Annotated in this window: 19 protein-coding genes; 9 read left to right on the forward strand and 10 right to left on the reverse strand. The window is 75.2% G+C overall.

Annotated elements, in window-relative coordinates; translation table 11 throughout:
- Positions 1-44: 44 nt before the first annotated feature.
- Both ACQP2P_RS34350 and ACQP2P_RS34355 read left to right on the forward strand, forming a co-directional pair.
- On the forward strand, positions 45-842 hold the full coding sequence (locus ACQP2P_RS34350; RefSeq protein WP_433608027.1) for an alpha/beta fold hydrolase: 798 nt from the start codon (positions 45-47) through the stop codon (positions 840-842).
- Positions 839-2,215 carry an FAD-binding oxidoreductase gene (locus ACQP2P_RS34355; RefSeq protein WP_433608029.1) on the forward strand — a complete coding sequence of 459 codons (1,377 nt, stop codon included), beginning with the start codon at positions 839-841 and terminating at the stop codon, positions 2,213-2,215. Before ACQP2P_RS34350 ends, ACQP2P_RS34355 begins: the two co-directional genes overlap by 4 nt.
- 11 nt (positions 2,216-2,226) lie before the next feature.
- On the opposite strand, the gene ACQP2P_RS34360 is transcribed toward ACQP2P_RS34355, so the two are convergent.
- On the reverse strand, positions 2,227-3,318 hold the full coding sequence (locus ACQP2P_RS34360; RefSeq protein ID WP_433608031.1) for an IS630 family transposase: 1,092 nt from the start codon (positions 3,316-3,318) through the stop codon (positions 2,227-2,229).
- Positions 3,319-3,410: 92 nt separating this feature from the next.
- Between ACQP2P_RS34360 and ACQP2P_RS34365 the strand changes: the two genes are divergently transcribed.
- The 4 genes from ACQP2P_RS34365 (at position 3,411) to ACQP2P_RS34380 (ending at position 7,849) form a co-directional block, all read left to right on the forward strand.
- Positions 3,411-4,169, forward strand: a complete 759-nt coding sequence (locus tag ACQP2P_RS34365; protein WP_433608033.1) for an endonuclease/exonuclease/phosphatase family protein — start codon at positions 3,411-3,413, stop codon at positions 4,167-4,169.
- A gap of 33 nt (positions 4,170-4,202) precedes the next feature.
- Positions 4,203-5,072 carry a MerR family transcriptional regulator gene (locus ACQP2P_RS34370; RefSeq protein WP_433608035.1) on the forward strand — a complete coding sequence of 290 codons (870 nt, stop codon included), beginning with the start codon at positions 4,203-4,205 and terminating at the stop codon, positions 5,070-5,072.
- Positions 5,073-5,200: 128 nt separating this feature from the next.
- On the forward strand, positions 5,201-6,628 hold the full coding sequence (locus ACQP2P_RS34375) for a glycine hydroxymethyltransferase (RefSeq protein ID WP_433619371.1): 1,428 nt from the start codon (positions 5,201-5,203) through the stop codon (positions 6,626-6,628).
- Positions 6,629-6,670: 42 nt separating this feature from the next.
- Complete coding sequence (locus ACQP2P_RS34380; RefSeq protein WP_433608037.1) at positions 6,671-7,849, forward strand: hypothetical protein; 1,179 nt, start codon at positions 6,671-6,673, stop codon at positions 7,847-7,849.
- Positions 7,850-7,885: 36 nt separating this feature from the next.
- Here ACQP2P_RS34380 and ACQP2P_RS34385 read toward each other — a convergent pair whose 3' ends face one another.
- The 9 genes from ACQP2P_RS34385 to ACQP2P_RS34425 all read right to left on the reverse strand — a co-directional run bounded on the left by ACQP2P_RS34385 (position 7,886) and on the right by ACQP2P_RS34425 (position 18,660).
- The gene (locus tag ACQP2P_RS34385) at positions 7,886-9,322 is read right to left on the reverse strand and encodes a hypothetical protein (RefSeq protein ID WP_433608039.1); all 1,437 of its coding nucleotides are present in this window, start codon (positions 9,320-9,322) and stop codon (positions 7,886-7,888) included.
- Between the two features lie 29 nt (positions 9,323-9,351).
- Entirely contained in the window at positions 9,352-10,296 is a 945-nt protein-coding gene (locus tag ACQP2P_RS34390) for a hypothetical protein (RefSeq protein WP_433608041.1), read from the reverse strand.
- Between the two features lie 75 nt (positions 10,297-10,371).
- Entirely contained in the window at positions 10,372-11,556 is a 1,185-nt protein-coding gene (locus ACQP2P_RS34395) for an NUDIX domain-containing protein (RefSeq protein WP_433608043.1), read from the reverse strand.
- Between the two features lie 96 nt (positions 11,557-11,652).
- Positions 11,653-13,599 (reverse strand): hypothetical protein, encoded by a 1,947-nt coding sequence (locus ACQP2P_RS34400; RefSeq protein WP_433608045.1) that lies wholly within the window; start codon positions 13,597-13,599, stop codon positions 11,653-11,655.
- 182 nt (positions 13,600-13,781) lie between these two features.
- The gene (gene pyrE, locus ACQP2P_RS34405; protein WP_433608047.1) at positions 13,782-14,309 is read right to left on the reverse strand and encodes an orotate phosphoribosyltransferase; all 528 of its coding nucleotides are present in this window, start codon (positions 14,307-14,309) and stop codon (positions 13,782-13,784) included.
- A gap of 35 nt (positions 14,310-14,344) precedes the next feature.
- Positions 14,345-16,003, reverse strand: a complete 1,659-nt coding sequence (locus tag ACQP2P_RS34410; RefSeq protein ID WP_433608049.1) for a hypothetical protein — start codon at positions 16,001-16,003, stop codon at positions 14,345-14,347.
- 111 nt (positions 16,004-16,114) lie between these two features.
- On the reverse strand, positions 16,115-16,924 hold the full coding sequence (locus tag ACQP2P_RS34415) for a response regulator transcription factor (RefSeq protein WP_433608051.1): 810 nt from the start codon (positions 16,922-16,924) through the stop codon (positions 16,115-16,117).
- Positions 16,909-18,072 (reverse strand): ATP-binding protein, encoded by a 1,164-nt coding sequence (locus ACQP2P_RS34420; protein ID WP_433608053.1) that lies wholly within the window; start codon positions 18,070-18,072, stop codon positions 16,909-16,911. Before ACQP2P_RS34420 ends, ACQP2P_RS34415 begins: the two co-directional genes overlap by 16 nt.
- A 306-nt stretch (positions 18,073-18,378) precedes the next feature.
- Positions 18,379-18,660: a DUF2277 domain-containing protein gene (locus ACQP2P_RS34425; RefSeq protein WP_433608055.1), complete on the reverse strand. Its 282-nt coding sequence runs from the start codon at positions 18,658-18,660 to the stop codon at positions 18,379-18,381.
- 171 nt (positions 18,661-18,831) lie between these two features.
- Between ACQP2P_RS34425 and ACQP2P_RS34430 the strand changes: the two genes are divergently transcribed.
- The 3 genes from ACQP2P_RS34430 (at position 18,832) to ACQP2P_RS34440 (ending at position 25,724) form a co-directional block, all read left to right on the forward strand.
- Complete coding sequence (locus tag ACQP2P_RS34430) at positions 18,832-19,626, forward strand: DUF4132 domain-containing protein (protein WP_433608057.1); 795 nt, start codon at positions 18,832-18,834, stop codon at positions 19,624-19,626.
- An 85-nt stretch (positions 19,627-19,711) separates the two neighbouring features.
- Entirely contained in the window at positions 19,712-24,526 is a 4,815-nt protein-coding gene (locus ACQP2P_RS34435; protein ID WP_433608059.1) for a hypothetical protein, read from the forward strand.
- 40 nt (positions 24,527-24,566) lie between these two features.
- Positions 24,567-25,724 (forward strand): ATP-binding protein, encoded by a 1,158-nt coding sequence (locus ACQP2P_RS34440; RefSeq protein ID WP_433608061.1) that lies wholly within the window; start codon positions 24,567-24,569, stop codon positions 25,722-25,724.
- Positions 25,725-25,825: the final 101 nt, after the last annotated feature.

The following is a 25,825-nucleotide window of genomic DNA, read 5'->3' on the forward strand; positions in this document are numbered from 1 at the left end:
CGCCCCCCGGTCGCTTCGCGCCGGACGTCTGTAGATTCGGGATCATGCCGACCTTCACCACCACCGACGGGGTCCGCCTGCACTACGAGGACGAGGGGACCGGGCGGCCGGTGGTGCTGGTCGCCGGATTCTGCGCGCCCCTGCAGAGCTGGGAGCTGCAGCGGCGCGCCCTGGCCGCGGCCGGGTTGCGCACCGTCGGCTTCGACCGGCGCTCGCACGGCCGCTCGGAGTCCCCCGCGCACGGCCAGCGGTTGTCCCGCCACGGCGCCGACCTGCACGAGCTGCTGGTCACGCTGGACCTCGACGACGCTGTGCTCGTCGGCGGGTCGCAGGGCGCGAGCGCGATCTGGGCCTGCTACGACCTCTTCGGCCCCGACCGCGTCGGCGCCGTGGTGACGATCGACCAGACGCCCCGGATGATCAACGGCGACGGCTGGGAGCACGGCTTCTACGGCCTCACGACGGCGAACGTGGGCACGTTCTTCGCCGCCGGCATCCCCGACACCGGGCGCGGCCGGCGCGAGCCGCGCACCGCCGGGATCGCGAAGGTCGCCGAGGCGCTCGGGGGCCTGCCCGCGTTCGCCGACCCGCGCACGCCCGAGCGCCGGGCGCTGCTGCAGAGCCACGCCGAGCAGGACTGGCGCGACGTCATCGCGCGCATGGAGGTCCCGAGCCTGTTCATCGCGGGCCGCGACAGCCAGCTCTGGCCCTGCGAGCACGCGAGCGCCGCCGCGGCCGCCAACCCCCTCGCGTCGGTCGTGACGCTGGAGGACTGCGGTCACGCCGCCAACCTCGACCAGCCCGACGCCACCAACGCCGCGATCTTGGAGTTCCTGGGATGAAAGACCTGCTCGGCGGCCTCGACGTGATCGAGGACCCGGATGTGCTCGCCAGCCTCTCGCGCGACGACGCCGAGTGGGCGCCCGCGGGGAAGGCGGTCGCGGCCGTCCGCCCCCGCAGCACCGCCGACGTGAGCCGGATCGTCGCCGCCTGCGCCGAGCGCGGGGTCCCGATCGTGCCCCGCGGCGCCGGGACCGGCCTGTCGGGCGGGGCCAACGCGGTGGACGGCGGGCTGATCCTGGACCTGTCGAAGATGAACCGCGTCGTGGAGATCGACGCCGAGAACATGGTCGCGGTCGTGCAGCCCGGCGTGGTCAACGACGACCTCAAGCGGGCGGTGGCCGAGCACGGGCTGTGGTACCCGCCCGACCCCGCCAGCGCCCCGTGGTCCACGATCGGCGGGAACGTGTCGACCAACGCGGGCGGGCTGTGCTGCCTCAAGTACGGCGTGACCCGCGACTACGTGCTGGGGCTGGAGGCCGTCGTGGGCGGGCCGGCCGGGGACTACGGCACCGTCGTGCGGCTCGGGCGGCGCACGACCAAGGGCGTCAGCGGCTACGACCTCGCCGGGCTCTTCACCGGCTCCGAGGGCACCTTCGGCGTCATCACCGAGGTCACCCTGCGCCTGCGCCCGGCCCGCCGGGAGGCGCCGCGCACCGTGGTCGGCGCGTTCGACTCGGTCGTCGCCGCGGGCGCGGCGGTCGCGGCCGTCACGCGGGCGGGGCTGCTCCCGGCCGCGCTGGAGCTGCTGGACCGCACCTGTCTGCGGGCCGTCGAGGAGTGGAAGCACCTCGGCATCGCGGCCGACGCGGCGGCGCTGCTGCTCGCCCAGATCGACACGCCGGGGCGGGCCGGCGACGAGGAGGCCGGGGCGGTCGCGGGGGTGTTCCGCGACGCCGGGGCGCAGTGGGCGGAGCAGTCGACGGACGAGTTCGAGGCGGAGGCGCTGTTCTCGGCGCGCCGGCTGGCGTATCCGGCGCTGGAGCGGCTCGGCCCGGTGCTCACCGAGGACGTGTGCGTGCCGCGGTCGCGGGTGCCGCAGATGCTGACGTCGATCGAGCGGATCGCGGCCCGGCACGGCACCACGATCGCCACGATCGCGCACGCCGGCGACGGCAACCTGCACCCGCTGATCCTGGCCCCGACCGGCGACGACGCGGCGCGGGCCGCGGCCCAGGCGGCGTTCGAGGACATCCTCTCGGCGGCGATCTCGCTCGGCGGTACGGTCACCGGCGAGCACGGCGTCGGGCTGCTCAAGCGCGGCGGGATGCGGCAGGAGCTTTCGCCCGCGGTGCTCGCGATGCAGGAGGCCGTGAAGCGCACCCTGGACCCGCTGAACCTCTTCAATCCCGGCAAGGTCGTGGGCGTACCGTAGCCGCCGGGCCGCTAGTGTCCTGCGTCAGAAATTCGCCTACAAAATCGAGCGAGTGACTCCAGGATCTCCTCGGCGGTCTTGGTCCAGATGAACGGGCGTGGGTTGCTGTTCCAGTCAGCGATCCACGCCCGGATGTCCGCTTCCAGGGCTTGGACGCTCTTGTGGACGCCGCGGCGGATCTTCTGCTCGCTGAGGAACCCGAACCAGCGTTCGACCTGGTTGATCCAGGACGAGCCGGTCGGGGTGAAGTGCATGTGGAAGCGGGGGTGGCGGGCCAGCCAGGCCCGGATGGCCGGGGTCTTATGGGTGCCGTAGTTGTCGCAGATCAGATGCACATCCAGTTCCGCCGGCACGGTCTTGTCGATCGCGACCAGGAACTTCTGGAACTCGGCGGCACGGTGCTGGCGGTGCAGCTGGCTGATCACAGTGCCGTCAGCCACGTTGAACGCGGCGAACAGGCTGGTGATCCCGTTACGGGCGTAGTCGTGGGTACGCCGCTCGGGCATGCCCGGCATCATCGGCAGCACCGGCTGCGAACGGTCCAACGCTTGGATCTGGGACTTCTCGTCAACGCAGAGCACCACCGCCCGTTCCGGTGGGTTGTGATAGAGCCCGACCACGTCAACGACCTTCTCGATGAACAGCGGGTCGGTCGACAGTTTGAACGTGTCCGCCCGGTGCGGTTTCAGCCCGAAGTCCCGCCAGATCCGTCCGATCGTGGACTTCGACAGCCCCGACCGCTGCGCCATCGACGTGCGCGACCAGTGGGTAGCGTTGCGCGGCGTCTGTTCCAGGGTGGCCACCACCACCTCTTCCACCCGGTCCAGGCTGATCGACGGCGGCCGGCCCGGCCGCTGCTCGTCGATCAGCCCGTCCAGACGCTCGGCCAGGAACCGCCGCCGCCACTTGCCCACAGTGGACAGATGCACACCCAAAGCCGTGGCCACATCAGTGTTCGACGTGCCCTCGGCGCACGCCAGAATGATCTTCGCCCGCATCGCCAGGACCTGCGCCGACTTCGCCCGCCGCGACCAGCGGACCAACGTCGCGCGCTCCTCGTCGGACAACACCAGCGGCGGGGTGGGACGCCCGGTCCTCGGCATCCCATCACCCTACACCTATTTATAAGGCGAACTTGTGGCGCGGCACACTAGCGTGGGGCCCGTGAACCTTGCCCCACGCGACGGGTCGTGACGTGCAACTGCGGCTGCTCACCTTCAACGCGCTGTTCAAGGGCGACGTGCGGCCCCGCATGGAGGCCATCGGGGCGCTGCTGGAGCGCTCGGACTACGACGTCGTGTGCCTCCAGGAGGTCATGGCGCCCGGCATGGCGCGACTGCTCGCGCGGCTGGCGCGGTCGTTCCCGCACCGGCAGTACACCGGCGGAACCCTCGTCAAGGGCGGGCTGGTCCTGCTGTCGCGCCGGCCCATCGCCGAGCGGCGGTTCGTGCGTTACCCGTTCACCCGCCCGCTGCGCCCGGAGCTGCTGATGCGCAAGGGCGCCCAGGTCGCGCTCCTGCACACCGCGGCCGGGCCGTTCGCGGTGCTCAACACGCACCTGTCGGCCAACCGCGACGACGACTGGTCGCCGGGGAACCGCTTCAGCGCCGTGGCCCGCGCGGAGCTGGCGACGCTCGCGGGTGCCCTGGCCGCGATTCCGGCGTCGGTACCGGCCGTGGTCACCGGCGATCTGAACCTGCCCCGCGACGCCGAGGCCCTCGCCCGGTTCTGCGCCGCGGCCGGGCTCCGCGACGCCATGGCCGGCGACGAGCGCCCGACCTACCGGCCCACGCCGCGGTGGCCCGACCCGCCCGCGTTCGACCACGTGCTGCTGCGCGGCCCGGTCACCGCCTCCTGCGAGCTGGTCCTCACCGACGACGCGATCACGCTGCCGGACGGCCGCTCGGTGTACCTCTCCGACCACTACGGGGTGGCGGCGAGCCTGCGCGTTTGACCTTCACCCCGGGTCAAGGCGCATGGTGTCGGGGTGGACACGAGCGACCTGCTGAGCATCGGGGTCTTCGCGCGGCGCAGCTGGCTCTCGCCGCGGGCGCTGCGGCTGTACGAGCAGCAGGGCCTCCTGGTGCCGGCGCTGGTCGACGCGCGGACGGGGTACCGCTGGTACCGCCCCGAGCAGCTCGGCACCGCCCGGCTGGTGGCGCGCCTGCGCCGGCTCGACATGCCGCTGGCGCGCATCACCGCGATCGTGGCGGCGGCCTCGAGCCGGAACCCGGCCGGAAACTCGGCCGGGAACCCGACCGGGAACTCGGCTGAGGCCGTCGCGCTCCTCGACGCCTTCTGGAGCGACGAGGAGCACCGGGTCGCGGCCCGGCGCGAGCTCGTGCACCACCTGCGTATCCGGTTACTCGGCGAGGAAGGGGATCTGTCGATGTACGACATCCAGGTGCGGGACGTGCCCGAGCAGCTGGTCCTGACGGAGCAGCGGCACGTCCGCGTGCAGGAGCTGCCCGCGTGGATCGACGAGGGCACCGGGCGGCTGCTGAAGGCGGCCGCCGGCCACGGCGACGGCATGGCGGGGCCGTGCTTCATCGTCTACCACGGCGCGGTGAACGAGGAGTCCGACGGGCCGGTCGAGATCTGCCTGCCCATCGCGCCCGGCGGCGGCGCGGTCGAGGCCGCGACGCGGGTCGAGCCCGCGCACCGGGAGGCGTACACCCGCATCACGAAGGCCCAGGTCGCCTTCCCGCAGATCCTCTCCGCCTACGACGCCGTGCAGGCGTGGACCGAGCGGGAGGGCGCGGTCCCGCTCGGCTCCCCGCGCGAGGTCTACTTCGCCGACTTCACGGCCGCCGGCCCCGACGACCTGTGCTGCGACATCGCCCAGCCGATCGAGTAGCCGCCGCCGGCCGGTGATCGGCAACGGGGGTGAGCGGCTCGGAGTGAGCAGGGCGCTGGTCCTTCTCCTCGTAATCCCTGATCCGGGGCGGTCGGTACGATGGAGCTGACCGCCCCGGTGCCCCGCTCATTGGAGTTTTCTTGAACGCCGAGTCGACTGCATTCCGTGCCGCGTTGGAGACCGTCCGCGCCGTCGAGCCGCGGATCGCCGATGCGATCGCGAAGGAGCTCACCGACCAGCGCGAGTCGCTGAAGCTGATCGCGAGCGAGAACTACGCCTCGCCCGCGGTCCTGCTGGCCATGGGCAACTGGCTGTCGGACAAGTATGCGGAAGGCACCATCGGCCGGCGCTTCTACGCCGGCTGCCAGAACGTCGACACGGTCGAGGCCGTGGCCGTCGAGCACGCCAAGGCCCTGTTCGACGCCCCCTACGCCTACGTCCAGCCGCACTCGGGCATCGACGCGAACCTGGTCGCCTACTGGGCCATCCTCGCCGACCGGGTCGAGGTGCCCACCCTGGCGACGTTCGGCAAGCGGCAGGTCAACGACCTCACCGACGCCGAGTGGGCGCAGCTTCGGGCCGCGTTCGGCAACCAGCGGATGCTCGGCATGTCCCTCGACGCCGGCGGCCACCTCACCCACGGCTTCCGGCCGAACATCTCCGGCAAGATGTTCGACCAGCGCAGCTACGGCGTCGACCCGGCCACCGGCCTGATCGACTACGCCGCCCTGCGCGAGACCGCCCGCGAGTTCAAGCCGCTGGTGATCGTCGGGGGTTACTCGGCGTATCCGCGGAAGGTCAACTTCGCCACCTTGCGCGAGATCGCCGACGAGGTCGGCGCCACGCTGATGGTCGACATGGCGCACTTCGCCGGCCTCGTCGCGGGGAAGGTCTTCACCGGCGACTTCAACCCGGTCCCGCACGCCCACATCGTCACCACGACCACGCACAAGAGCCTCCGCGGCCCCCGCGGCGGCGCCGTGCTGGCCCAGCCGGAGCTGGCCGACCAGGTCGACCGCGGCTGCCCGATGGTCCTGGGCGGCCCGCTGTCGCACGTCATGGCCGCGAAGGCGATCGCGTTCGCCGAGGCCCGGCAGCCGTCCTTCGCCGCCTACGCGCAGCAGATCGTCGACAATGCTCACGCGTTGGCCGAGGGGCTGCTGTCGCGAGGCGTGCACCTGGTCTCGGGCGGCACCGACAACCACCTCGTGCTCATCGACGTCCACCCGTTCGGGCTCACCGGCCGCCAGGCCGAGCAGGCCCTGCTGGACTCCGGCGTGGTCACCAACCGCAACGCCATCCCCAGCGACCCGAACGGCGCCTGGTACACCTCCGGCATCCGCATCGGCACCCCGGCGCTGACCAGCCGGGGCCTGGGCACGGCCGAGATGGACCAGATCGCCGAGCTGATCCACACCGTGCTCACCGGCACCTCCCCCGCCGAGGGCTCCAAGGCCAAGTACCAGCTCGACCCCGCCCTCGCCGACCGCGTGAGCAAGCAGGCCACCGAGCTGCTGGCCCCGTTCCCGCTCTACCCGAGCGTCGACCTGGGCTGAACGGGCCTGCGCCGAGGCGGCCGGTTGCGGCACCATCTACGCATGTTCGGGATGGTGCCGCGAACGGCCGCCGCGTCGGTGCCGGACCTGCTGCGGCTCATGACGTCCCCGCGCCGCCGGCGGGCCGCGGCGGCGACGGCGACGCTGGCGGAGCTGTGGCGCGCCGACCCGGAGCCGGTCTGGCACGCCATCTGGGCCGAGTCCCCGCTGCCGCCCGCCGCGCTCGACTTCCTCCTGGCCCCCGACGACGCCGCGCCCGCCCGGCTGCTGACCGGCCTGTCCGTCGCCGCCGCCCCGGCCGCGGCCGAGCTCGTCACCCGCCCCGAGCTGGCCGCCTTCCTGCGCGAGACCGACGACCCGGGCCTCGTCGAGACGCTCCTGCGCCACGGCGCCGACACGCTCGACGTCGACCTGGCCCTGGCCAACCCGCACGCGGCCCGCGCCGCCGCCGAGGGCCCGCCCCACCGGGCGGTGCTGCTCGTCCTCGCCGGCCGCCCGCACGACATCGACCCGCCGCGCCTGCTCGACACCCTGCTGCACCCGTGGCCGCCGCCCGTGCGAGCCGCGTGCGACCAGGTCCTGGCCTCGCTCCCGCCCGGCCCGGCGCGCGAGGCCCTGTGCGAGCGCGCCCTGGACGAGGACCCGGCCGCCCTCGCCGCCGTCGTCACCACCGGCCTGCGCCCCGAACACCCCGACGAGGCCGCCTTCTTCCTCCTGGCGACCCGGCAGTGGCAGGAGTTCACGGCATTCGACCCGCAGGGGCGCCGGCTGTACGCGTACTGCCACGCGACCGCCTTCGCCCGCCCCGACCGCGCCCGGCGAACCGTCGACGTGCTGCTGCGCCTGGACGAGCACGCCCCGGCCGCGGCCCGCACCGCCGCGACGGAGGCCCTGCACCAGGCGAAGGCCCAGGCGCGCGAGTACCTGTGCACCCTCGCGATCCACGGCGACCCGGACGCGACCCGGATCGTGACGGCGGCCGGCCACACCCCGAAGGACCGCCGCGACGTCCCGGCCTTCCTGTTCCTGACCGGCCAGTGGCAGCGCTACGACGCCACCGACCCGGACGGCTCCCGCCTGCGCGCGTACACCGGCCGCCTGCCGGCGTGGGACACGTCCCGCACCCGCCTGCGCGCCGCGGCCCGGCGAGCGGGCCGCCCCGCCCCGTGCGACGCCCCGGTCCCCTGGGAGGAGCCCGCCCCGCCCCCGGTCCGGTCGTGAGATCGCCGAGGCGTGTGCGGTCCCGCCGGTCGGCGGTCAGGAGACCCGCGCGCGAACCGGGGCAGGTGCCGGTCCGGGCGAGCGGGCGGCGAGGACGACGGCCGTGGTGAAGGCGAGCGCGGCCAGGCCCCACCACGCGAAGGGCCACGGCGCCGCGTCGCGGGTCTGCCAGGCCGGGAGGAGCGCCGTGAGCGACCAGCCCGTCCAGTCCTCCAGCACCCGCAGCGGCACCAGGTAGCCGAAGTCCGCGGAGAAGCCGTTGCTCGGGCTGAAGCGGCACAGCGTGTCCAGGCCGACGCTGACGAGCACGCACACGATCGCCCAGGTCCTGCTCGTCCAGTGGGCGGCGCGGTGCAGCGCGTAGGCGATCGGGAAGGCGAACATGGGCAGCACCGCGGCCCACAGGCGCGCCGGTGGCGCCCAGCCGCCCCACCAGCCCGGCGAGGTCAGCAGGATCAGGCAGTACGGCCCGATGATCGCGAGCAGGCGCAGGTGCAGGCGGCGGTGCTCGCCCGCGCAGCCCAGGATCAGGCCCGGGATCGCGAAGAGGAGGATCGGGTAGGAGAACAGCACGCCGTGCTCCTGGTCCAGCAGCACGCCGACGAGGTTGGTGGCCGGGTCGGCCCCGAAGAGCAGCGACGTGTCGCCGGCCTGGTTGATCGACGGGTTCAGGCTGTGCCAGACGAGCCACAGGTAGGTGAACAGGCCCGCGGTCAGCGCGCCCAGCGGTGCCAGGAGGGCGGCCCAGCGCCGGGCGCCGTCGCGGCGGATTCGCCAGGCGAGCAGGAGCGCGAGCGGGACCTCCAGCGGGATGAAGCGGCTGTGCACCCAGGGCAGTGTGCCGAGCGCGGCCGAGGCGAGGGCGAGATCGCGGTCGCGCAGTGTCTCCTTCGTCAGGACGCGGAATCCGTACAGCACCGCCAGCGCCGCCAGCGGCTCCACGAACGCCTTGGCGGTGTAGGTCAGCACGGTCGAGCCGAGCCCGATGCCCAGGCCGGTGAGGAACGCGACGGGCCGGCCGAGGCCGAGCCCGCGCACGAGCCAGAAGACGTTCGCGACGGTCAGCAGCGACACCGCGACCATGAACAGCAGCACGCCGAGGCGGCCGCCGAGCAGGTACGGCACGTGCCACAGCAGCGGCCCGCCGATCCCGTGCCACGGCAGCGTCTGGTGCGGCGCGGCGGCCAGGTGCGCGTCGAGCGGGCCGGGGTGGAACGCCTTGAACTCCCAGTTGTCGTAGACGCGCTTGACGTGGATCGACCCGTAGCGCCGCAGCGACTCGTTGATGACCAGATAGTGCGGCTCGTCGCCGTCGGGGATGCGGGTGTACCGATGGACGAGGGCCGAGATCGTCATCGGCACGGCGCAGAGCGCGAGCAGCCCGCTCAGCGCCGGCCGGTCGCCGGTGAACCGTCTCGGCGGCGGCCCGGGCTCGGCGAGGACCGGCTCGGCGAGGGCGGCTTCCGTCGTCACGGCGGCATGCTACCGCGCCGTGGCCCGCGTCAGGCCCCGTGCACCGGCACGGCGGCGACGGCGCCGGCGAGCCCGGCGGCCGGCCAGGCGACGAGCAGCGTCAGGGTGTCGCCGGCGGGTGCGGGCACCGCGAACTCGGCCCGCGACTGCAAGGCCGTCGCGCCGCCCGACGACGACGCCGCGTAGGGCCGGACCCGGGTCGCCGCGTGGCCGTCGAGGGTCGCGAGGGACGCGCCGGTCTCCGGGTGCGCCGCGCCCGGCGGGAAGTCGGCGGCGGTGGCGGCCCGCGCCCGTTCGCCGTGGGCGATGCTCACGATCTCCAGGGACAGCACCCCGGCGACGGCGGTCAGCCGGGTCAGGACGACGGCGGCGTCCTCGGCGCGGTGCAGGACCCGCGGCTCGGCGACGATCCGGCCCGCCTCGACGCGCGGCTCGCCGAGCATCGTCTCGTCCGCGCGGTGGTGCAGCGGCGACGGCGGGATCGCGGTGTCCAGCGGGGCGTCCCAGATCGACACGTTGCCGCGCTCGACCGTCGCGCGGTCCGGCAGCGCGAGGTCCACGACGGTCTCGGGGAAGCCGATCTCGGGCCAGGCGAGGGCGACGGACACGTGCGAGTACCGTGGCGGAAACTGCAGCCGGGTGCGCAGGCGGAACCCGTCGTAGTCGCCGCCGGCCTCCCACGAGCCGAACTCCCAGTGGGCCCGGCCGGTGTCGTCGAGCCAGCCCACGCGCAGGTCGATGCCCTCGTCGAACGCGGGCAGCAGGCGCCTCGGGGCCGGCGGCGGGCCGGTGCGGCCGGCGCTGATGTCGGCCTGGCGCTGCCGGGCGCCGCGCCGGTCGATCGGGCGGCGGGCGAGCAGTTCGAGCTGCAGGCCGGTCGGCCGGGAGATCGCGCGGACCACGCCGACGGACAGCTCGGGGTGCTCGACGATCAGGCCGCCGCGGTGCGCGAGCACGCCCAGGGTCTCGAGCATCGACATACGTCAGCCTAACGCCCGGCCCCCGGCGAGCGGACCCGGGTAGCGGTGCAGACGACCGGCATCGGGTGCTCAACCGGTCGGTGACGTGGTGGCGGCGGTGCCGGAGCCGGCAAGGCCGAGCATTTCGGTGAGGGCGTCCGGGACTCGGGTGGCGAGGTCGGCGGCGGTGCTGGCCGGTTCGGCGCCGGCGCGCCGGAAGGCGTCGTAGTCGTTGAGTAAGGCGCCGAGCCGGCTGCCCGGCCAGCGTTGGTCGAGGGTTCGCACGACGTCCGGCAGGCGCAGCGAACCGCGCGGATCGTGGTTGGTGACGATGGCCCGGGCCGTGCTGCACGCGAGGGACAGCCGGCGCCGGGCGCTGCTCGACCGGGCGTCGCCGTGGGTGGCGAGGTGGTGCAGCAGGAGCAGGCCGCGGCGCAGGTCGACAGGCTCGGGGGCGATCGCGGGGGCCGCACCGGCGATCACGGGCAGGTCGATGCCGAGACGGCGCAGCGCGGCTGGCAGTCTCAAGTCGTACACCGCCCCCGCGGACCGGATGTCGTGCCCGCGCTCGTCGGCGAGGTGGAGCGAGACGCTCGTGCTGTGGCGGGCGCCGATCTCGTTGACCATGTCGGTCAGCGCGGCGGTGACCGGTGAACCGGCGGGGAGGCCCCAGCCGATGAGGTCGATGTCGCTCCAGCCTTCGACGTAGTCGCCGCGGGCGGCTGAGCCGCACACGCCGATGCCGGCCTCCGGCCGGTCGGCGAGGAGCACCGCGGCCCGGTCGGCGACGTCCCGGATCACCCGGTCGAGCAGGGCGCTGAACGGCGACGGCCGGTGTTGCCGCCAGGCGATGATGTCGGAGGCGCGGTGCAGGTATTCGCCGAACCCGGCGTGGCTGGCCTCGCGGCCGGCGGCTTCGAGCTCGACCCAGCGGGCGGCGCTGAATCCTTCTTCGCGGCGGGCGAGGGTGCTGGTGTCGTCGGCGGCGAAGAGGAACCAGTCGACGGTTTTCGCGGCGGGGGTGCCGTCGTCGTCGGTGAAGTGGTACGCCTGCTGGCCGAGGTAGCCGGCGTAGCGGGTGCGGCGGAGGCCGGTCTCCTCGGCGACCTCGCGCAGCGCGGCGGCCAGCGGTGCCTCGCCCGGCTCCAGCCGGCCCTTCGCCGCGACCGTCTGCCGTTCGCCGGTGGCGCGCACCTGGTCCAGCAGGAGGGTGCGGGGCCGGTGCAGGTCCGTGGTCACGACGATCGCCCCGGCGGAGGTGTACTGGCGGATCACGTCGTCTCCCCGGTGCTCGGGCCGCTCGTTGCCCTGGTGATGACGGCGCCGAGCCTGGCTGTGCAGGCTGCGTAGTGGCCGTGGGACACGGCGGGTCTACGGCGCGGCCGGCTCGGGGAAGTACTTGCCGCGGTTGCGGCGGTACGCGCGCACGATCGCCGCGGTGCAGCCGATGGTGCCGCCGACGAGCAGGACCACGCCGACCATGGTGCTCGCGAACGAGGTGCCCGTCACGCTCGCCTTGGGGCCCGGGGCCTTCAGCCGCATCGCGTCGACGGCCAGGTCCGGCAGGCCCGCGTCGGCGGCCGGTGGGGCGTCGTCGCCCGCTGCGTCCGCGGCCGGCGGCGGGGCCGACGTCGTCGCCGTGCTCGCCGGCTGGGTGGCGGCCGGCGGTGCGGCCTGCGCGGTCTGGACGGGGTGCGCCGCCTGCGTGGTCGTGCGCACCGGCTGCGGCGGCCGGGTGGTCTGGACCGTCGTCTGCGGCGGCTCGGTGGTGCGGACCGCCGTCTGCGGCGGCTCGGTCGTCGCGGGCGCCGACGCCCGGCCGTGCTCGGGCTGCCCCGCGGCCGCCGCCGGCCGGGTGGTGGCGGGGACCGGCGCGGAGGCGGGGGCCGACGACGAGGCGCGGGCCGGTGACGAGGCGCGGGCCGGTGACGAGGCGCGGGCCGGTGACGAGGCGCGGGCCGGCGACGAGGCGGGGACCGGCCGGGTGGTGGCGGGGGCCGGCGGGGAGGCGGAGGGCTGGGGCAGGCCGGCGAAGCGGGCGCTCACCACGACGCCCTTCGCGTCGGTGGTCACCGCGACCGGGTTCTTCGTGTGCAGCAGCCGCGGGCAGTCCAGCGCGTCGTACGCGCCGCGGAAGCGCTGGGCCAGGAACGTAAACAGGCTGTTGGCCGCCGCCGGGTCCGGCGACGCGGCCCGGACGGTCAGGCTGCGGTCGAGCTCGATGCGGTCGGTGCCGACCCGCAGCAGGTCGGCGCAGTAGGCCTTGGGCGTCTCGGCCGCGGCGTCGACGGCGGGCTGGCCGACGCCGGCGCGGTACAGGTTGGTCTTGGCGACGCTCGCCTTGCCGGCGACCTTCGTCATCGGGTCCGAGGTCGGCACCAGCGCCACCGGGGCGGCCTGGTGCGCGGCGGCCTGCAGCTCGTTCAGGGCGAGCGACGTGGCCGGGGCGCCGGCGTCGGCGAGGTCCGGCGCGCGGTACGGCGTGCACCCCAGCGCCGGGAAGACGTGCGCGTCGAGCAGGGCGTTGTCGCTGCCGTTGACCGCGACCCGGGCGCCGCGCCGGGCCAGGGCGGCACGGTTCGCCGCGGTGTTCTGCGCGGTCGTGCCGTCGGCGAGCACCAGGTAGGTGGTGGTGACGTTGTCGCTCTGGTCCATGTCGACCAGGCCGAAGTCGCGCGTCGACGGGCACGGGCGGCCGTCGGCGGCGGTGCCGAGCCCCGGCACCTCGAGCCTGCCGGCGGCGATCGCGGTGCGGGCCGCGGTGAACAGGGCGGGGGCGTTGCAGTACGCGAACTGGCCGAAGATCGAGTCCCCCGCGCCGTTGACGCACCGGCCGGCCGCGAGGCTGCCCTGGTCGCCGGCGAGGCGCAGCTGGTCGCCGTTGAAGCCGAACCACAGGCCCACGACCGCGCCGGCGGGCAGCTTCGGCGGGGCCGGCGGCACGGCGGGGCGGGCGCCGGCGTCGACGACCAGCGGGTTGTAGACCGACATGGCGCCGGTCGCCGGGTCGACGATCGTGGCCTGGACGAAGGCGGCCGAGCCGGCGTCGGCCTCGTGGCAGGGCGCCCCGAGGCGGTACGGGGTCGCCAGGCCCTTCGCGCTCAGCGGGTCGGCCGGCACGGTGAGCGTGCACGTGACCTCGGGCGCGTCCTGGCCGGCGAGGGCGGCCTGGGACGTGAGCGCGACGCCGCCGACGGCGGCGATCAGCGCGGGGACGCCGATACTCAGCAGTGGCCGGGCCAGCCACCGGCGAAGACCGGTGGGCTCGGACCCCGAACTGCGATGACCCGGCCGGGCGGCCGGGCGTTGGTCGAACACGCCGTGCTCCTTGTCCTGGCAGAACACGGGCATCGGCGTGGCCGGGGCCCGTGCGGCAACCTCGACGGCTACGGCCCCGACCGTACTGCCGGGTCAGGGGCCGCAGCGGCCCGCGAAGGAAGGCATAACGGGAATTTGCGGTGCGCTAAAAGGAGCCAGGAGGCGTCCGGCGACGGGGCTCATCACTGCGCCCGGACCGCCGCCTCCAGATCGGCCCGGGTGAGCGCGGGCCGCAGCTGCAGGTCCTCGGCGGCCAGGTTGGCGCGGCCGCCCTGCTCGCGGTCGATCGCGCAGACGACCGCGACGATCTCGGCGCCCTCGGCCCGCAGCGCCCGGCACGAGGCCAGCAGCGCGCCGCCGGTGGTCACCACGTCCTCGATCACCGCGATCCGGCGGCCGGCGACGGGGAAGCCCTCGGCCGCCTTCTCGGTGCCGTACGCCTTCGCCTCCTTGCGCACGAAGGCCGTCGGCAACCCGGTGAGCTGCGACATCACGGTCGCGATGGGGATGCCGCCCATCTCCATCCCGGCGAGGGCGTCGCACTCGGGCAGCAGCGCGACCATCGCCTCGGCGACCTCGCGCAGCAGGGCGGGCTCGGCCTCGAACAGGTACTTGTCGAAGTACTCGCCGCTCACCTGCCCCGACCGGAGGCGGAAGGAGCCGGTGAGGTGGCAGGTCTCGTACACTCGGCGGGCGAGCGGGCTTGTCATGCGATCAGTGTCGCGTACGCCGTGCCCGGGGGTTCCTACCGCACCCCGCGCACGTCCCACAGCCAGACGCCACCGATCAGCCGGCCGGGGCCGAACAGGTCGTCGAGGAGCCGGCGCTGGGCCGCGTACGCGGGGTCGGGCGGGGCCAGGACGATGGCGGTGCGCCAGTAGGCGAGGTCGGCCCGGGCCGCGGCGCGGTCGGCGTCGGTGACCGGCCGGGGATCGCGCAGCAGCCGGTCCAGCGGGCGCGGCGGCGGGCCGACGATCGCGTGGTGGCCGGTGACGCCGCCCTCGGGGCCGAGGAAGTAGCCGTGCGAGAGGCGCAGGTCGAGGCCGGTCGCGGTCGACCAGGACAGCGCCGTCCAGTGCTCGAAGCCGGCGAGGGGCACGACCAGTACCGAATGATCGGCATCGACGTAGCCGCGCCAGGCGCCGTCGGTGATGAACGACGGGACGGCCGGGCGGTGCTCGACCGGGGTGGGCGTGGGGGCGGCCGGGACGAGCAGCGCGGCGGCCAGCCCGACCGTGAGCAGGCGGGACGGCAGGCGGCAGCGCGCCGCGGCCAGGGCCGTGATCGGGGCGAGGCACCAGGTCAGGACCTCGCCGAGCCGGGTCGGCAGCAGGGTGTCGAAGAGCGGCAGGCGCGCCAGCGGGGCGTAGGGGCCGGGGATGCCGATCGGGTGGCCGCCGACGGTCAGGTCGGTGCCGAGCGAGAGGGCGAGGAAGACCGCGCCGGTGATCGCGAGCGAGCGGGTGAGGCGGTCGCGCCGCTGCCAGAGCACGAACGCGAGCGCGGCCAGCATGATCGGCCAGCCCAGGTGCGCGTGCTGCTCGGCCGAGAAGCCGGGCGCGGGCGGGAACTCGCTCCAGCGCACCGCGACCGAGGTGCGGGAGAACGAGGTCACGCCGAGCAGGTCGGTGTGGAAGGCGGTCATCTGGCGCTCGCCGCCGTGGTAGGCGCCGGTGCCGAAGAACTGGAACCAGAGCGGGTACGCGAGCACGGCGGTCGACGCCCCGGCCGCGACGGCGAGGCCCGGCAGCAGGGGACGCCAGCGCACGCCGCGCCACAGCAGCAGGAACACGCCGAGCGCGAGGGCCGTGATGAACAGCGTCTCCTCGTTGATGAAGACCTGCCACACGATCAGCGCGGCGAGCACGAGGCCGTCGCGCAGCCGCCGCCGCGAATCGAGCATCCGCACGACCCGCCACGCGATGACGGGCACGAGGAACTGGGCGGCCAGGTTGGGGTGGAAGGTGGCGTGGCCGACGACGCTGGGCGCGAACCCGCCGACCAGGCCGCCGGCCCAGGCGGCGGGCCGGGAGTCCACGACGTGCCGGGACAGGAGCCAGAACCAGGCGGCCGCGGTACCGCTCAGGGCGAGCACGATCAGCACGTCGAACGCGACACCGGGGCCGAACAGCCAGGTGATCGGGGCCATGGGCACCCCGAGGCCGTACTGCGTCGTGTTCGCCATCGCGTTGACCCCGGCGGGCGCGTTCATCCGGTCGATGAGCAGCGGGTTCCCGCCGCGCCCGAGCAGCCGGGCGGCCAGCGCGAGGTGCCATTCGGCCTGGATGCGGTCGCCGGGCGTGTACGGCAGCCGCCGCCCGGGATGGGCGAGCAGCCGCCCGCAGATCACGGCGGCGCCGAGCACGTAGCTCGCGACGGCGAGAAGATCGGCCCGGCGGGTCACGGGCGAGTCTAACCGGGCGGTGGTCACACCCCCCGCGCGACCACCGCGCCGTGTCCTCGATTCTCCCGGTTCGGGGGGAGGGGTCGCACTCCCCAGTCCTGGTGAGCGGGGTCAGCAGAGGTTCAGCTCCCGCGCCCAGAGCTGGGCGGCCGTGCGCTGGGGCAGGTTCCGCGGGGCCTCGGGGTGCACGAGGTGGTACTTGCGGCGGATCGAGCGCAGGTGGGTGTTCGCGGTGTCGATCGAGACGAACAGGCGCCGGGCCGCGGCCGCCGTCGACAGGTGCTCGCAGCCGACCAGCCGCACCACCTCCAGCTCGCGCGGGGTCAGCTGGTGCTGCTGGCGCCGGGCCACGGCCGCGGCGAAGATCCGCGCCACGGCCTCCCGGCCCTGCTCGGGGGTCAGCCCGCAGCCCCGCGCGGCGCGCTCGAGCGGCTCGCCCTGCACGCACGCGCGCAGCACCCGCAGGTCGCCGGCGGCCAGCTCGGCGCCGGACGGCAGGGGGCGGCGGCGCAGGTCGGCGTAGAACATCGCGGCCAGGGCCGCGGACAGGTGCAGCCCGTCGGCGTCCACGGCGCGCACGGCGGCGACGAGGCCGGCCGCGTCCTCGGACTTCTCCACGTAGCCGGCGGCCCCGGCGGCGATGGCGTCCAGCGTCTGCTCCTCGGGCGCGTACCCGGAGATGAGCAGCACCCGCCACCGGTGCGCGACGAGCGCCTTGACCGCCTCCGCCCCCGACAGCCCGGTCTCGAGGATCACGTCGCAGACGGCGAGGCCCGGCGGCCCGGACGCGAGGCACGCCGCGACGCTCGTCGCGAGGGGCCGCAGGGTGAAGCCGTGCCCGGCCAGCAGCGGGGTGAGCACGGTGACGAGCGGGTCGGCGACCAGGCGGTGGTCGTCGACCACGACTACGGGGCCGGCCACCGCAGCACCACCTTGGTCCCCTGGCCGGGCGCCGAGCTGACGTCCCAGCCGGCGCCGGCCGCGGTGACGGCCGGCAGCGACGAGGTGTAGCCGCGCCCGCGCGGGGTGCTGGCGGGGTCGAAGCCGGCGCCGCTGTCGAGCACCGAGATCTCCACCCCGTCCGCGGTCGCCTCGGCGAAGAGGACGACCTCGGCGTCGGGGCCGGCGTACTTCAGCGCGTTCGCGAGGGCCTCGTGCGCGGCGGAGAGCAGGGCGGCGGCGACCTCGGGCGGGGGCTCCTCGTGGACGTACACCCGCGGGAACAGCAGCAGCCCGAGATCGGCGAAGGTGGCCGCGAGGTCGAAGACGCGGGCCTCGAAGCCGCCGGCGGGCGCGTCGGCGGACAGCAGCGCCCGGGCCCGGATCGCGCCGCGGCGCGCGGCCCGGCGGGTGTCGCGCCCGACGCGCTCGTCCAGGGCGATCCCGTCGAAGATCGGCAGCACGCCGTCGTGCAGGGAGCGCCGGAAGCCCTCCCGGTGCAGGGCGAGGTCGAGGCGGCGGGCATGGGCCACGGCCGCGGCCGTCTGCGCCGCCATGCCGCGCATGAGGGTCGCGACGGCAAGTCCGGCGATGTACCAGACCACGAACCCGAGCAGGTCGGAGCCCAGCTTCTGGGAGACGTCGGGCCAGACCGAGGCCGCCCAGGTGGCGCCGAGCAGCGCGACGGCCGCGGCCGCCCGCCACCGCAACCCGACGGCGAAGGCGAGCACGACGGGGCTGACGAGGCTGACCGGGACGAGCTCGGTGAGCACGGCGTTGCGCTGCTCGGGCAGGGCGGCCCGGGAGCCGGCGGCCATGAGCGCGACGCAGAACGCGACGTCGGCGAAGGCCAGGAGCTGGTCGTCGCGCAGGCCGTCGTTGCGCCGGACGCGGCGCAGGACGAACAGGGCCCAGGCGGCCGCGGCGAGCAGGGCCAGCAGCACGATCCAGGGTCTCGGGAGGTCGCGCCACTGCACCAGCGGTACGGCCAGGAACGGCACCGTCGCCAGCCGGACGTAGGCGACCATGCGGGCCAGGCGCTGCTCGTTGGCCCGGACGATCTCCTCGCCGGACTCGTCCGGGATCCGCGACCAGTCCAGCGCGGCCCGCACCCGCTCCGTCAACCCCATCGACGCCTATCGTGCCCGTCTCCGCCATCGGCGGGCATCGGCGCGTCGGCCCATCCATTCCGTGTCCAGCCGGAGTCGGGGTCATGCTCCGGCCGTGTCACCAGGGGGCCTCCCAGGGCGGACCTCGAGGTGACACGGCCGGCACGCCCCCGCCCCCTCGGCGTGCCCCCAGTGCGGCACAGGCGGGAGCGGTGCAACGACATTATTGCGGCAACTCGTCCACATCGGTGGCCCGATGTCCCGCGCGTTCGTGCCCGCGCCGGCCGGCCTCCCGGTCCGGCCCGAGGGCCGGCGGCAACCGCACGGCTACTGCGGGTCGCGCGGACCGTAGCGCTGCTCGGCGCGCGCCCGGGCCCGGGCGGCCTCGACCTCGCGGTCGCGCGGCGGGGTGCGGGTCACCAGGTTGTCCAGCAGTGTCCGGGTCGCCTCGGTGACCGCGCGCACGGCGGCGTCGAACGCCTCCTGGTTCACCGCGGCCGGGCGGGTCATGCCGGCGACCTTGCGCACGTACTGCAGCGCGGCGGCCTCGATCTCATCCTCGGTCGCGGGTGGCTCGAAGTTGTTCAGCACGCGAATGTTCCTGCACATGCCGTCCACGATGCCACCTCGCGGAAAAATGTCGCACCCCCTCGCTAGTGTGCCGGGCATCCGATGGGCGAGGGAACGGAGGCAACCCGCATGGCGTGGCTCGCGGCCGGCGGCGGCTATGAGGTGACCCTGGATGCAGGGCGCATAGCGTGCCGTAATCAGAAGGGCAAAGTGCTCAGGGCGTTGCCCCCGGCGCTGCGCGACGACCCGGTGGTGGCCGGGCTGCGGCAGCTGACCGAGTGGCTGGGCCGGCACGAGGCCGAGGTCCGCGAGCAGGTCGACCTGTGGATGATCCGTTCCCTGCCGGTGCCGGCCGAGCTGCTGGCCCGGGTCTGGCCCGACGAGACGTGGCGCGCGGCGCTGACCGACCTCGTGGTGGCGGTGCTCGACGAGGACGGCTCGTTCGACCCCGACGAGGCCGGGTTCCTGCGCGACGCCACCGCCGACGGCATCGGCGTGGTGAACCTCGACGGCGAGACGGTCCGGCTCCCGGCCGAGCGGGTCGCGGTGCCGCACCCGACGCGCCTGCCGGACCTGGAGGATCTGCGCGAGTTCGCCGCCGACCTCGGCGTCAAGCAATCCGTCGACCAGCTCTTCCGCCAGACCTGGGCCCGCCCGGCGCAGCTGGAGCCGGGCGCGGCGAGCGTGCGCGACTACGCCGGCGGCCGCTTCGCCGAGCTGCGGCACCTGCTCGCCCGGGCCGGTGCGCTGGGCTATCCGGTGCGGGGCGGCTACGCGGTCTGCCGCGTGTTCGAGGACGGGCGCGGCCTGGAGGCCCGCAGCTGGGTCGGGGCCGACGATCCCTACACGGAGGCCGAGACCGGCGACCTGGTGTTCGTCCACCCCGACGGCAAGTCGATCCCGCTCGCCGAGGTGGGGCCGGTCGCGTGGTCCGAAGGCATGCGCATGGCCGCGGCGCTCTACGCCGGCCGGGTCGTCGAGGAGTCGAAGGAGGAGGACGCGTGAGCGGTACGGAGCGAAGCGGAGTGGCCGCTCACCAGGCAGCACAGGGGTCGTCATGGCGCGGCCGGAGCGAAGCGGAGGTCGCGGCATGAGCGAGGCGTTGCTGGATGCGGGGGCGGTGCTGCCGCTCGGGTCCTCCGTCGGGCAGGACACCGTCGACACGCTCACGACTCGTGCGTACTCGCACCCGGTGCTCGGCGAGCGCACGGTGGTCCGGCTCGTGCCGGGCACGCTCGGGCAGGCCGAGGACCTCACGATGGAGTTCCTGGGCTTCGCCGCGCCGCAGACCGTCGCCGAGGTCGGCGTGGTCCGCCAGCAGGCGCTGGGCTTCCCCGCCTGGGCGCTCGTGCACGACCCCGCCAACGGCCACCACGCGCTGGCCCTGGTGAAGGACATCGAGCGGCTCGTGCGGGTCGCGAAGTCCCGCATCGGCCCGGCCCGCGACGGCTTCAACGAGCTCGGCGACCGGCTGGCCCGCGCGGTGCCGCACTTCCTGCCGACGTTCTACGAGGAGGCGGCCCGCGCGTTCCTGGCCGCCGACAGCCAGACCTACGCGGCGAGCATGTTCGGCAAGGCCCGCGAGGCCGAGCGCACCTACGCGCTGGAGATCGACGAGGAGCGGCAGCACACCGTCTTCCTCGAGTTCGCCCTCGCGGGCGCCCTGACCGCCAAGTCCCTCGCCCAGCACGCCCGCGACCTCGCCGGGCGGTGCACGCCCGCGGTCGCCTACGAGCGGTTCCGGCGGCTGTGCCTGGAGCGGACGCTGGGCGGGATGCCGCCCTACGCGCAGATGCACGTCGACCTCGGGCGGCTGGCCAAGGCGGCCAAGCTCGGCCCGCAGGAGGACGAGGCGCTGCTGACCGAGCTGCTCGCGGCGCCGTCGCTGCTGCGGGCGCCGGGCGGCTTCTGGAAGGCGTACCGGCCGGCCCTGCTGCGCATCGCCCGGCGCGACCCGAAGGTCCGCGGCCAGCTGCTCGGCATGTTCCCGCAGGACTGCCCGTTCGAGACGTGGCTGGAGATCCTGGAGGAGACCGGGGCCACCGACGCGCTCACCGGCGCGGCCGGCACCGTCGACCCGGCCGCGGAGTCGCCGGACGGGCCCGCGGGCTGGCTCGTGCGCGCCGACCGCAGCCGGGGCTGGCGCAAGCGGCGCAGCGCGCGCTACCTCGCGCTCGCCGAGCGGATGGCGCCGCGGCTCATCGCCGACGGCACGCCGCTGGAGCTGGCCACCTCGCACGGCCGCGTCGACCTGGACCTGGCCGACCTCGCGCTGAGCCTGGACGTGCCGGTGGCCGAGCCCCACGAGCACGCCCGGTGCGACGTCGGGGTCTGGCTCGGCGACGACGGCGAGGGCCGTCGCGACCTCAGCGCCGTGGCCGGCCACGAGCGCCTGCGCGCGCTGGTCGCCGCGAGCATCGAGGGTCACCTCCACACGTGGTACCGCTCGCAGGAGGCCAAGGTCGACGCGGCCAAGGTCACCCAGGTGGTCGCGGTGCCCGGCCTGCGCATCGCGCTGCACTGGTGGCTGGACCGCCTCGCCGACCGGGTCGAGGCGCAGGGCCTGACCACGATCGGGCACGAGCTCGACCGGCTCACCCTCGTCGCCTCCCCGGACGGGCTCGCGGTCAACCCGGAGGCGATCGCCCGGATCACCGCGTTCGACCTCGGCCCGGTGCTCGGCCGGACGCTGCGGGCCGGGGTCCTCGACGAGCTCGGGTGGCCCGCGCTGGAGGCCGCCGCCGGGATGCTCGGCGGCCTGGACCGCGGCGCGCTGACCGAGAACCTGTTCATCACCCCGCAGTGGCCGGCGCTGGTGCTGCGGCGCAACGACCGGGTGCTCGTGATCGGCGACGAGGGCGTCGAGCTCGACCACACGCTGCGGGTCCCGGCCGAGGAGCTGCGCTACTCGTGGCACGTCGCGGTCCGCTACGTCGACGGGCAGCTGCTGGTGGGCTGGAACCGCGGCGGGGAGCGGGCCGGCTACTGGAGCGGCGCCCCCGACGACGTGTTCACCGCCGCCGAGGACGGGCTCAACGACCTCGGCGAGCACTCCCTCGCGCTGCCCGGGGGCGGGCGCACCGCGGGCGGGCGGCCGCTGCGGGCGGGTGACCGCAAGGCGCAGGAGCTCGGCGCGGTCGTGAGCGACGGGCGGCACCACTGGGTGCTGCGGCACGAGCCCGACGCCGCGTCGCGGTGGTACGAGTACGACGCCGCCACCGGCGAACGCGGCCGCGCCTCGCTGCCGCGCTTCTTCGAGGACGGCGCGAGGGACGGCCAGCAGCTCGACGCCGCCAACTGCGGCATCCGGCCGGCCTCGCCGCGCATGGCGCAGAGCCCGCTCGGCGCCCACGACGGGCTCGTCGGCTGGCGGGTGCGGCGCACCGGCGGCGGACAGGCCGGCGAGGGCGTCGACGGCCGCGCGTTCGCGATGGCCGACCCGCCCGCGTCCCGCTCGGGCAACGTCGGCGTGCTCAGCGGCGGCATCCGCTTCCCCGGCTCCGACACGGTGCACGGCCTCTACGTCGAGCGCGCCTGGCGGGCCGTGGTCGTGCAGCTCTACACGCCCGACGGGTTCTGCTTCGCCCGGACCAGCACCACCGGCGAGAGCGGCCCGTTCGCGGAGGCCACCGCGCTGGTGCCGCACGTGGCGTTCTGGCACCAGCTGCGCCCCCGCGACGAGGCCGGTTCGCGCGCGCTGCGGGCGTTCGGCGACGACGCGGCCGGCGCGCTGATGCAGGCGGTCGCGGCGCTGGCCGGCGCCGAGGCCGACCGGGCCACCATCACCGACGAGGCCGTCCGCGACGCGGTCCGGGCGGCGCTGCCGCAGCTGAGCCACCCGGCGCTGCTCGCCGGCGTCGGCGGGGTGGTGCGGCACGCGGCCCGCTCGGCGCTGCGGCTGGCCCGGCTCACCGGCGTCACCGAGGAGATCCTGGCCGGCGGCCCCGCGGCCGCCGCGCTGCGGGACCCCGACGCCCATCTGGCCGCGGACGGCGTGCTCAACGACGCCCTCTCGGGCCTCATCCCCAGCTGCTACGACCACGGCCGCGAGTGGGTCAGGCACTTCATGGACGGCGGCGCCGCGCTCACCGGCGGCGAGCCCCGCACCCCGCTCGATGCCTGGTGCCGCAGCGGCGACCTCGACTGGTGGGACACGCTCGGCGTGCTGCCCTCGGTCGTCCTGCGGGCGGCGTCCCCGGCCACGAAGCCGGAGCACCGCGCCGCGCTGCTGGACGCGCTCGAGGTGATCGCCGGCTCCGGGCTGCTCGACGGCGCCGGGCGCACCCGCCGGGTCGGGATCGCCCCGGACAACGGGCGGCCCGCGACGACGGTCGGGCAGCCCTACGAGTCCGGCCCCGGCCGCACGTTCCTGCCGTTCCAGGTCTCGCCGCACGACGGCACGGCCATCGGCGTTGAGCACTCGGCCGACGGCCGGTTCGGGGCGGTGCAGGGACACGAGATCCGCTTCGCGCGCGACTACGACCGCCACGGCCTCGACCGCGACGGCGTGCTGCGGTTCGTCGCGGCCGGCCGCGCCTTCGCCGCCGGCGGTGGCGGCGGGTCCACGGCGCTGCTGCACCCGGACACGGTCCGGGCGCTGTCGGCCGCGGGCGGGATCAGCCTCGCCGAGGCCACGGTGCTGCTGTCCGGCGCGGCCGACGCGCGGCAGTGGTCGGCCGTCAAGGAGGGCTGGGAGCCCGCCGACCCGACGGTCACCGCCTACGCCATCGAGACCGCGATCGAGCACCTGCGGCGGGACCCGACGCTGGCCCCGACGATCAGCGGCGCCCACGCGGCGCTGATCCCCGCCGACCCGGCACGGCTGTGGACCACCGGGCCCGACCCGGCGCGGTTCGGCGCCTGGCGGACCGGGCAGGTCGGCGCCCGCACCCCGGTGAGCGACGAGCTCATCACCGAGCTCCGCCGGGCCGCCAGCCAGTCCGCCCTGAGCCCGTCGTCGTTCCTGCACGGCGTGGCCAACCCGGGCACGTGCAGGTGGCTGCAGGCGCCCGGCCAGGGCGTCGACGGCGCCGAGCTGCTCCTCTCCGTCGCCCGCGGCCTGCCCTGGCTGGTGCGCCGCCTCCCGGCCGGCGACCCGATCCGGGCCAACCTGCCCGGCGTGCTGGAGTCCGTGCGCCGGCTCACCCGGGACCCGGCCTTCGAGGTGGCCGTCGCCGGCGCCGACGAGACCGCGATGGAGAAGGCCCTCGCCCAGCTGGGGCTGGACGTCGAGCGCGGCGAGCACGAGCTCGACGCCGGGCTGTTCGTGATCTCCGCCCAGGGCTACTGGCGGCGGGCCCGGGTCCGCACGGCCCGCATGGACGGCCCCGGCGACCGGCGGGTCGACGCGTTCATCGCGGCCCTCGACGGCGCGCCGCAGGGCATCGTGGCGCTGCGGGCGATCCTCGGCGACGACATCGCGCGCTGGCTCGACGCGCCCGACGTCGAGGCGCCGCACGACCCGTCGCGCTCCGCGCCGCAGCTCGTCGCCGAGGTCGCCGCCCGCCACGGGCTCGGCGCCGACGCCGCCACGCTCTACCTGCAGCTGCTGGCCCTGCCCGACCCCACCGACCGCAACGTGGCCGGGTGGACCGGGTGGAAGCCGGCCCGGCTCAAGGCCGCCCGCGCCGAGCTGCTCGGCACCGACCTCGTCGTGGAGGCCAAGCGGCCGCGCGCGGGCCGGTCGCTGTTCCTGCCCGGCGGGTGGATGGCGTGGAAGGCGCCGCTGCCGCCGCTGGAGCGGTGGAAGCTGCCGCTGCTCATCGGGGCGGGCGAGGACGGCACCGCGCTCGGGGCCGTGGTCCCGGTCGCGCCGGCGCCGCAGCTGTTCGCGATCGCGTGGGAGCGGATCACGTCCGGCGACACGCCGCGCTTCGAGCAGCTGCAGACGCGGGGCCGTCGATGATTGCTGTTTCGTTGTCCGCGTCAGTCTGGAAGGGCCGTTCATGACCGCCACTGTGACCGCTCCCCGGCAGGTCGATCCCGCCGAGCACGCGCACGCGACCGAGCTCGCGTTCCTCGCCGCGTTCGACGGCGGGGCGCGCCCGCCCGGGTGGCGGCTGACCCCGCGCGCCGTCGTCACGTTCATCGTCGGCAGCGACGGGGAGCTGGCCCTGCCCAAGGGCACGCGGCCCGAGGGCGTGCCGGCGAAGCTGGAGATCGCCCGGAAGTTCGTCGGCGACCGCGCCCTCGTCGAGCGGTGTGTGGTCACCCTCGCCGGGGAGCGCGGGCTGCTGCTCGTCGGCGAGCCCGGCACCGCCAAGTCGATGCTGTCGGAGCTGCTGGCGGCGGCCGTGTGCGGCACGAGCGAGCTGGTGGTGCAGGGCACCGCCGGCACGACGGAGGACCAGCTGCGATACGGCTGGAACTACGCGCTGCTGCTCGCGCACGGCCCCAGCCCGGAGGCGCTCGTGCCGTCGCCGGTGCTGACCGCGATGCGGGCCGGGCAGGTGGCGCGGATCGAGGAGATCACGCGGTGCCTGCCGGAGGTGCAGGACGCGATGGTGTCGATCCTGTCCGACCGGCGCATCGCGGTGCCGGAGCTGTCCGGCACCGCCGGCGCGACCGTGCACGCCGCGCCGGGCTTCACGCTCATCGCCACCGCGAACCTGCGCGACCGGGGCGTGTCGGAGATGTCGGCGGCCCTCAAGCGCCGCTTCAACTTCGAGACCGTGGGCCCGATCCCCGACCTGGCGCAGGAGACGGCGCTGGTCGGCCGGCAGGCGCGGGCGGCCCTGGACCGGGTCCGCACGCCGTTCGAGGTGGACGAGGCGGTCCTCGAGGCGTTGGTGACCGCGTTCCGCGACCTGCGGGCCGGGCGGTCGGTCGAGGGCTGGGAGGTCGAGCGCCCGTCGACGGTGATGAGCACGGCGGAGGCGGTCGCGGTGGCGACCTCGCTGGGCCTCGCCGCCGCCTACTTCCCGGGCGACCGCGACGTCCTGTCCCTGCTCCCCGCCCACCTGCAGGGCGTCGTGTGCAAGGACGACCCGGCCGACGGCGCGAAGCTGCTGGGCTACTGGGACGGCGCGGTGCGCCGCCGCGCCGAGGAGGGCGCCCGCCTGTGGAGCCGGCTGTGGGAACTGCGCGATGTCCTCAAGCCGTGACGCAGCCGGCGACGGCACGCCGCTTGCGGGCAGCGCGCCGTCGCCCCACGGAGACAGCGCACCTCCGCCCCACGGAGACAGCGCACCTCCGCCCCACGGAG

Origin of the sequence: Dactylosporangium sp. CA-139114, assembly GCF_050955725.1 — a bacterium.
Taxonomy (GTDB): Bacteria; Actinomycetota; Actinomycetes; order Mycobacteriales; family Micromonosporaceae; genus Dactylosporangium.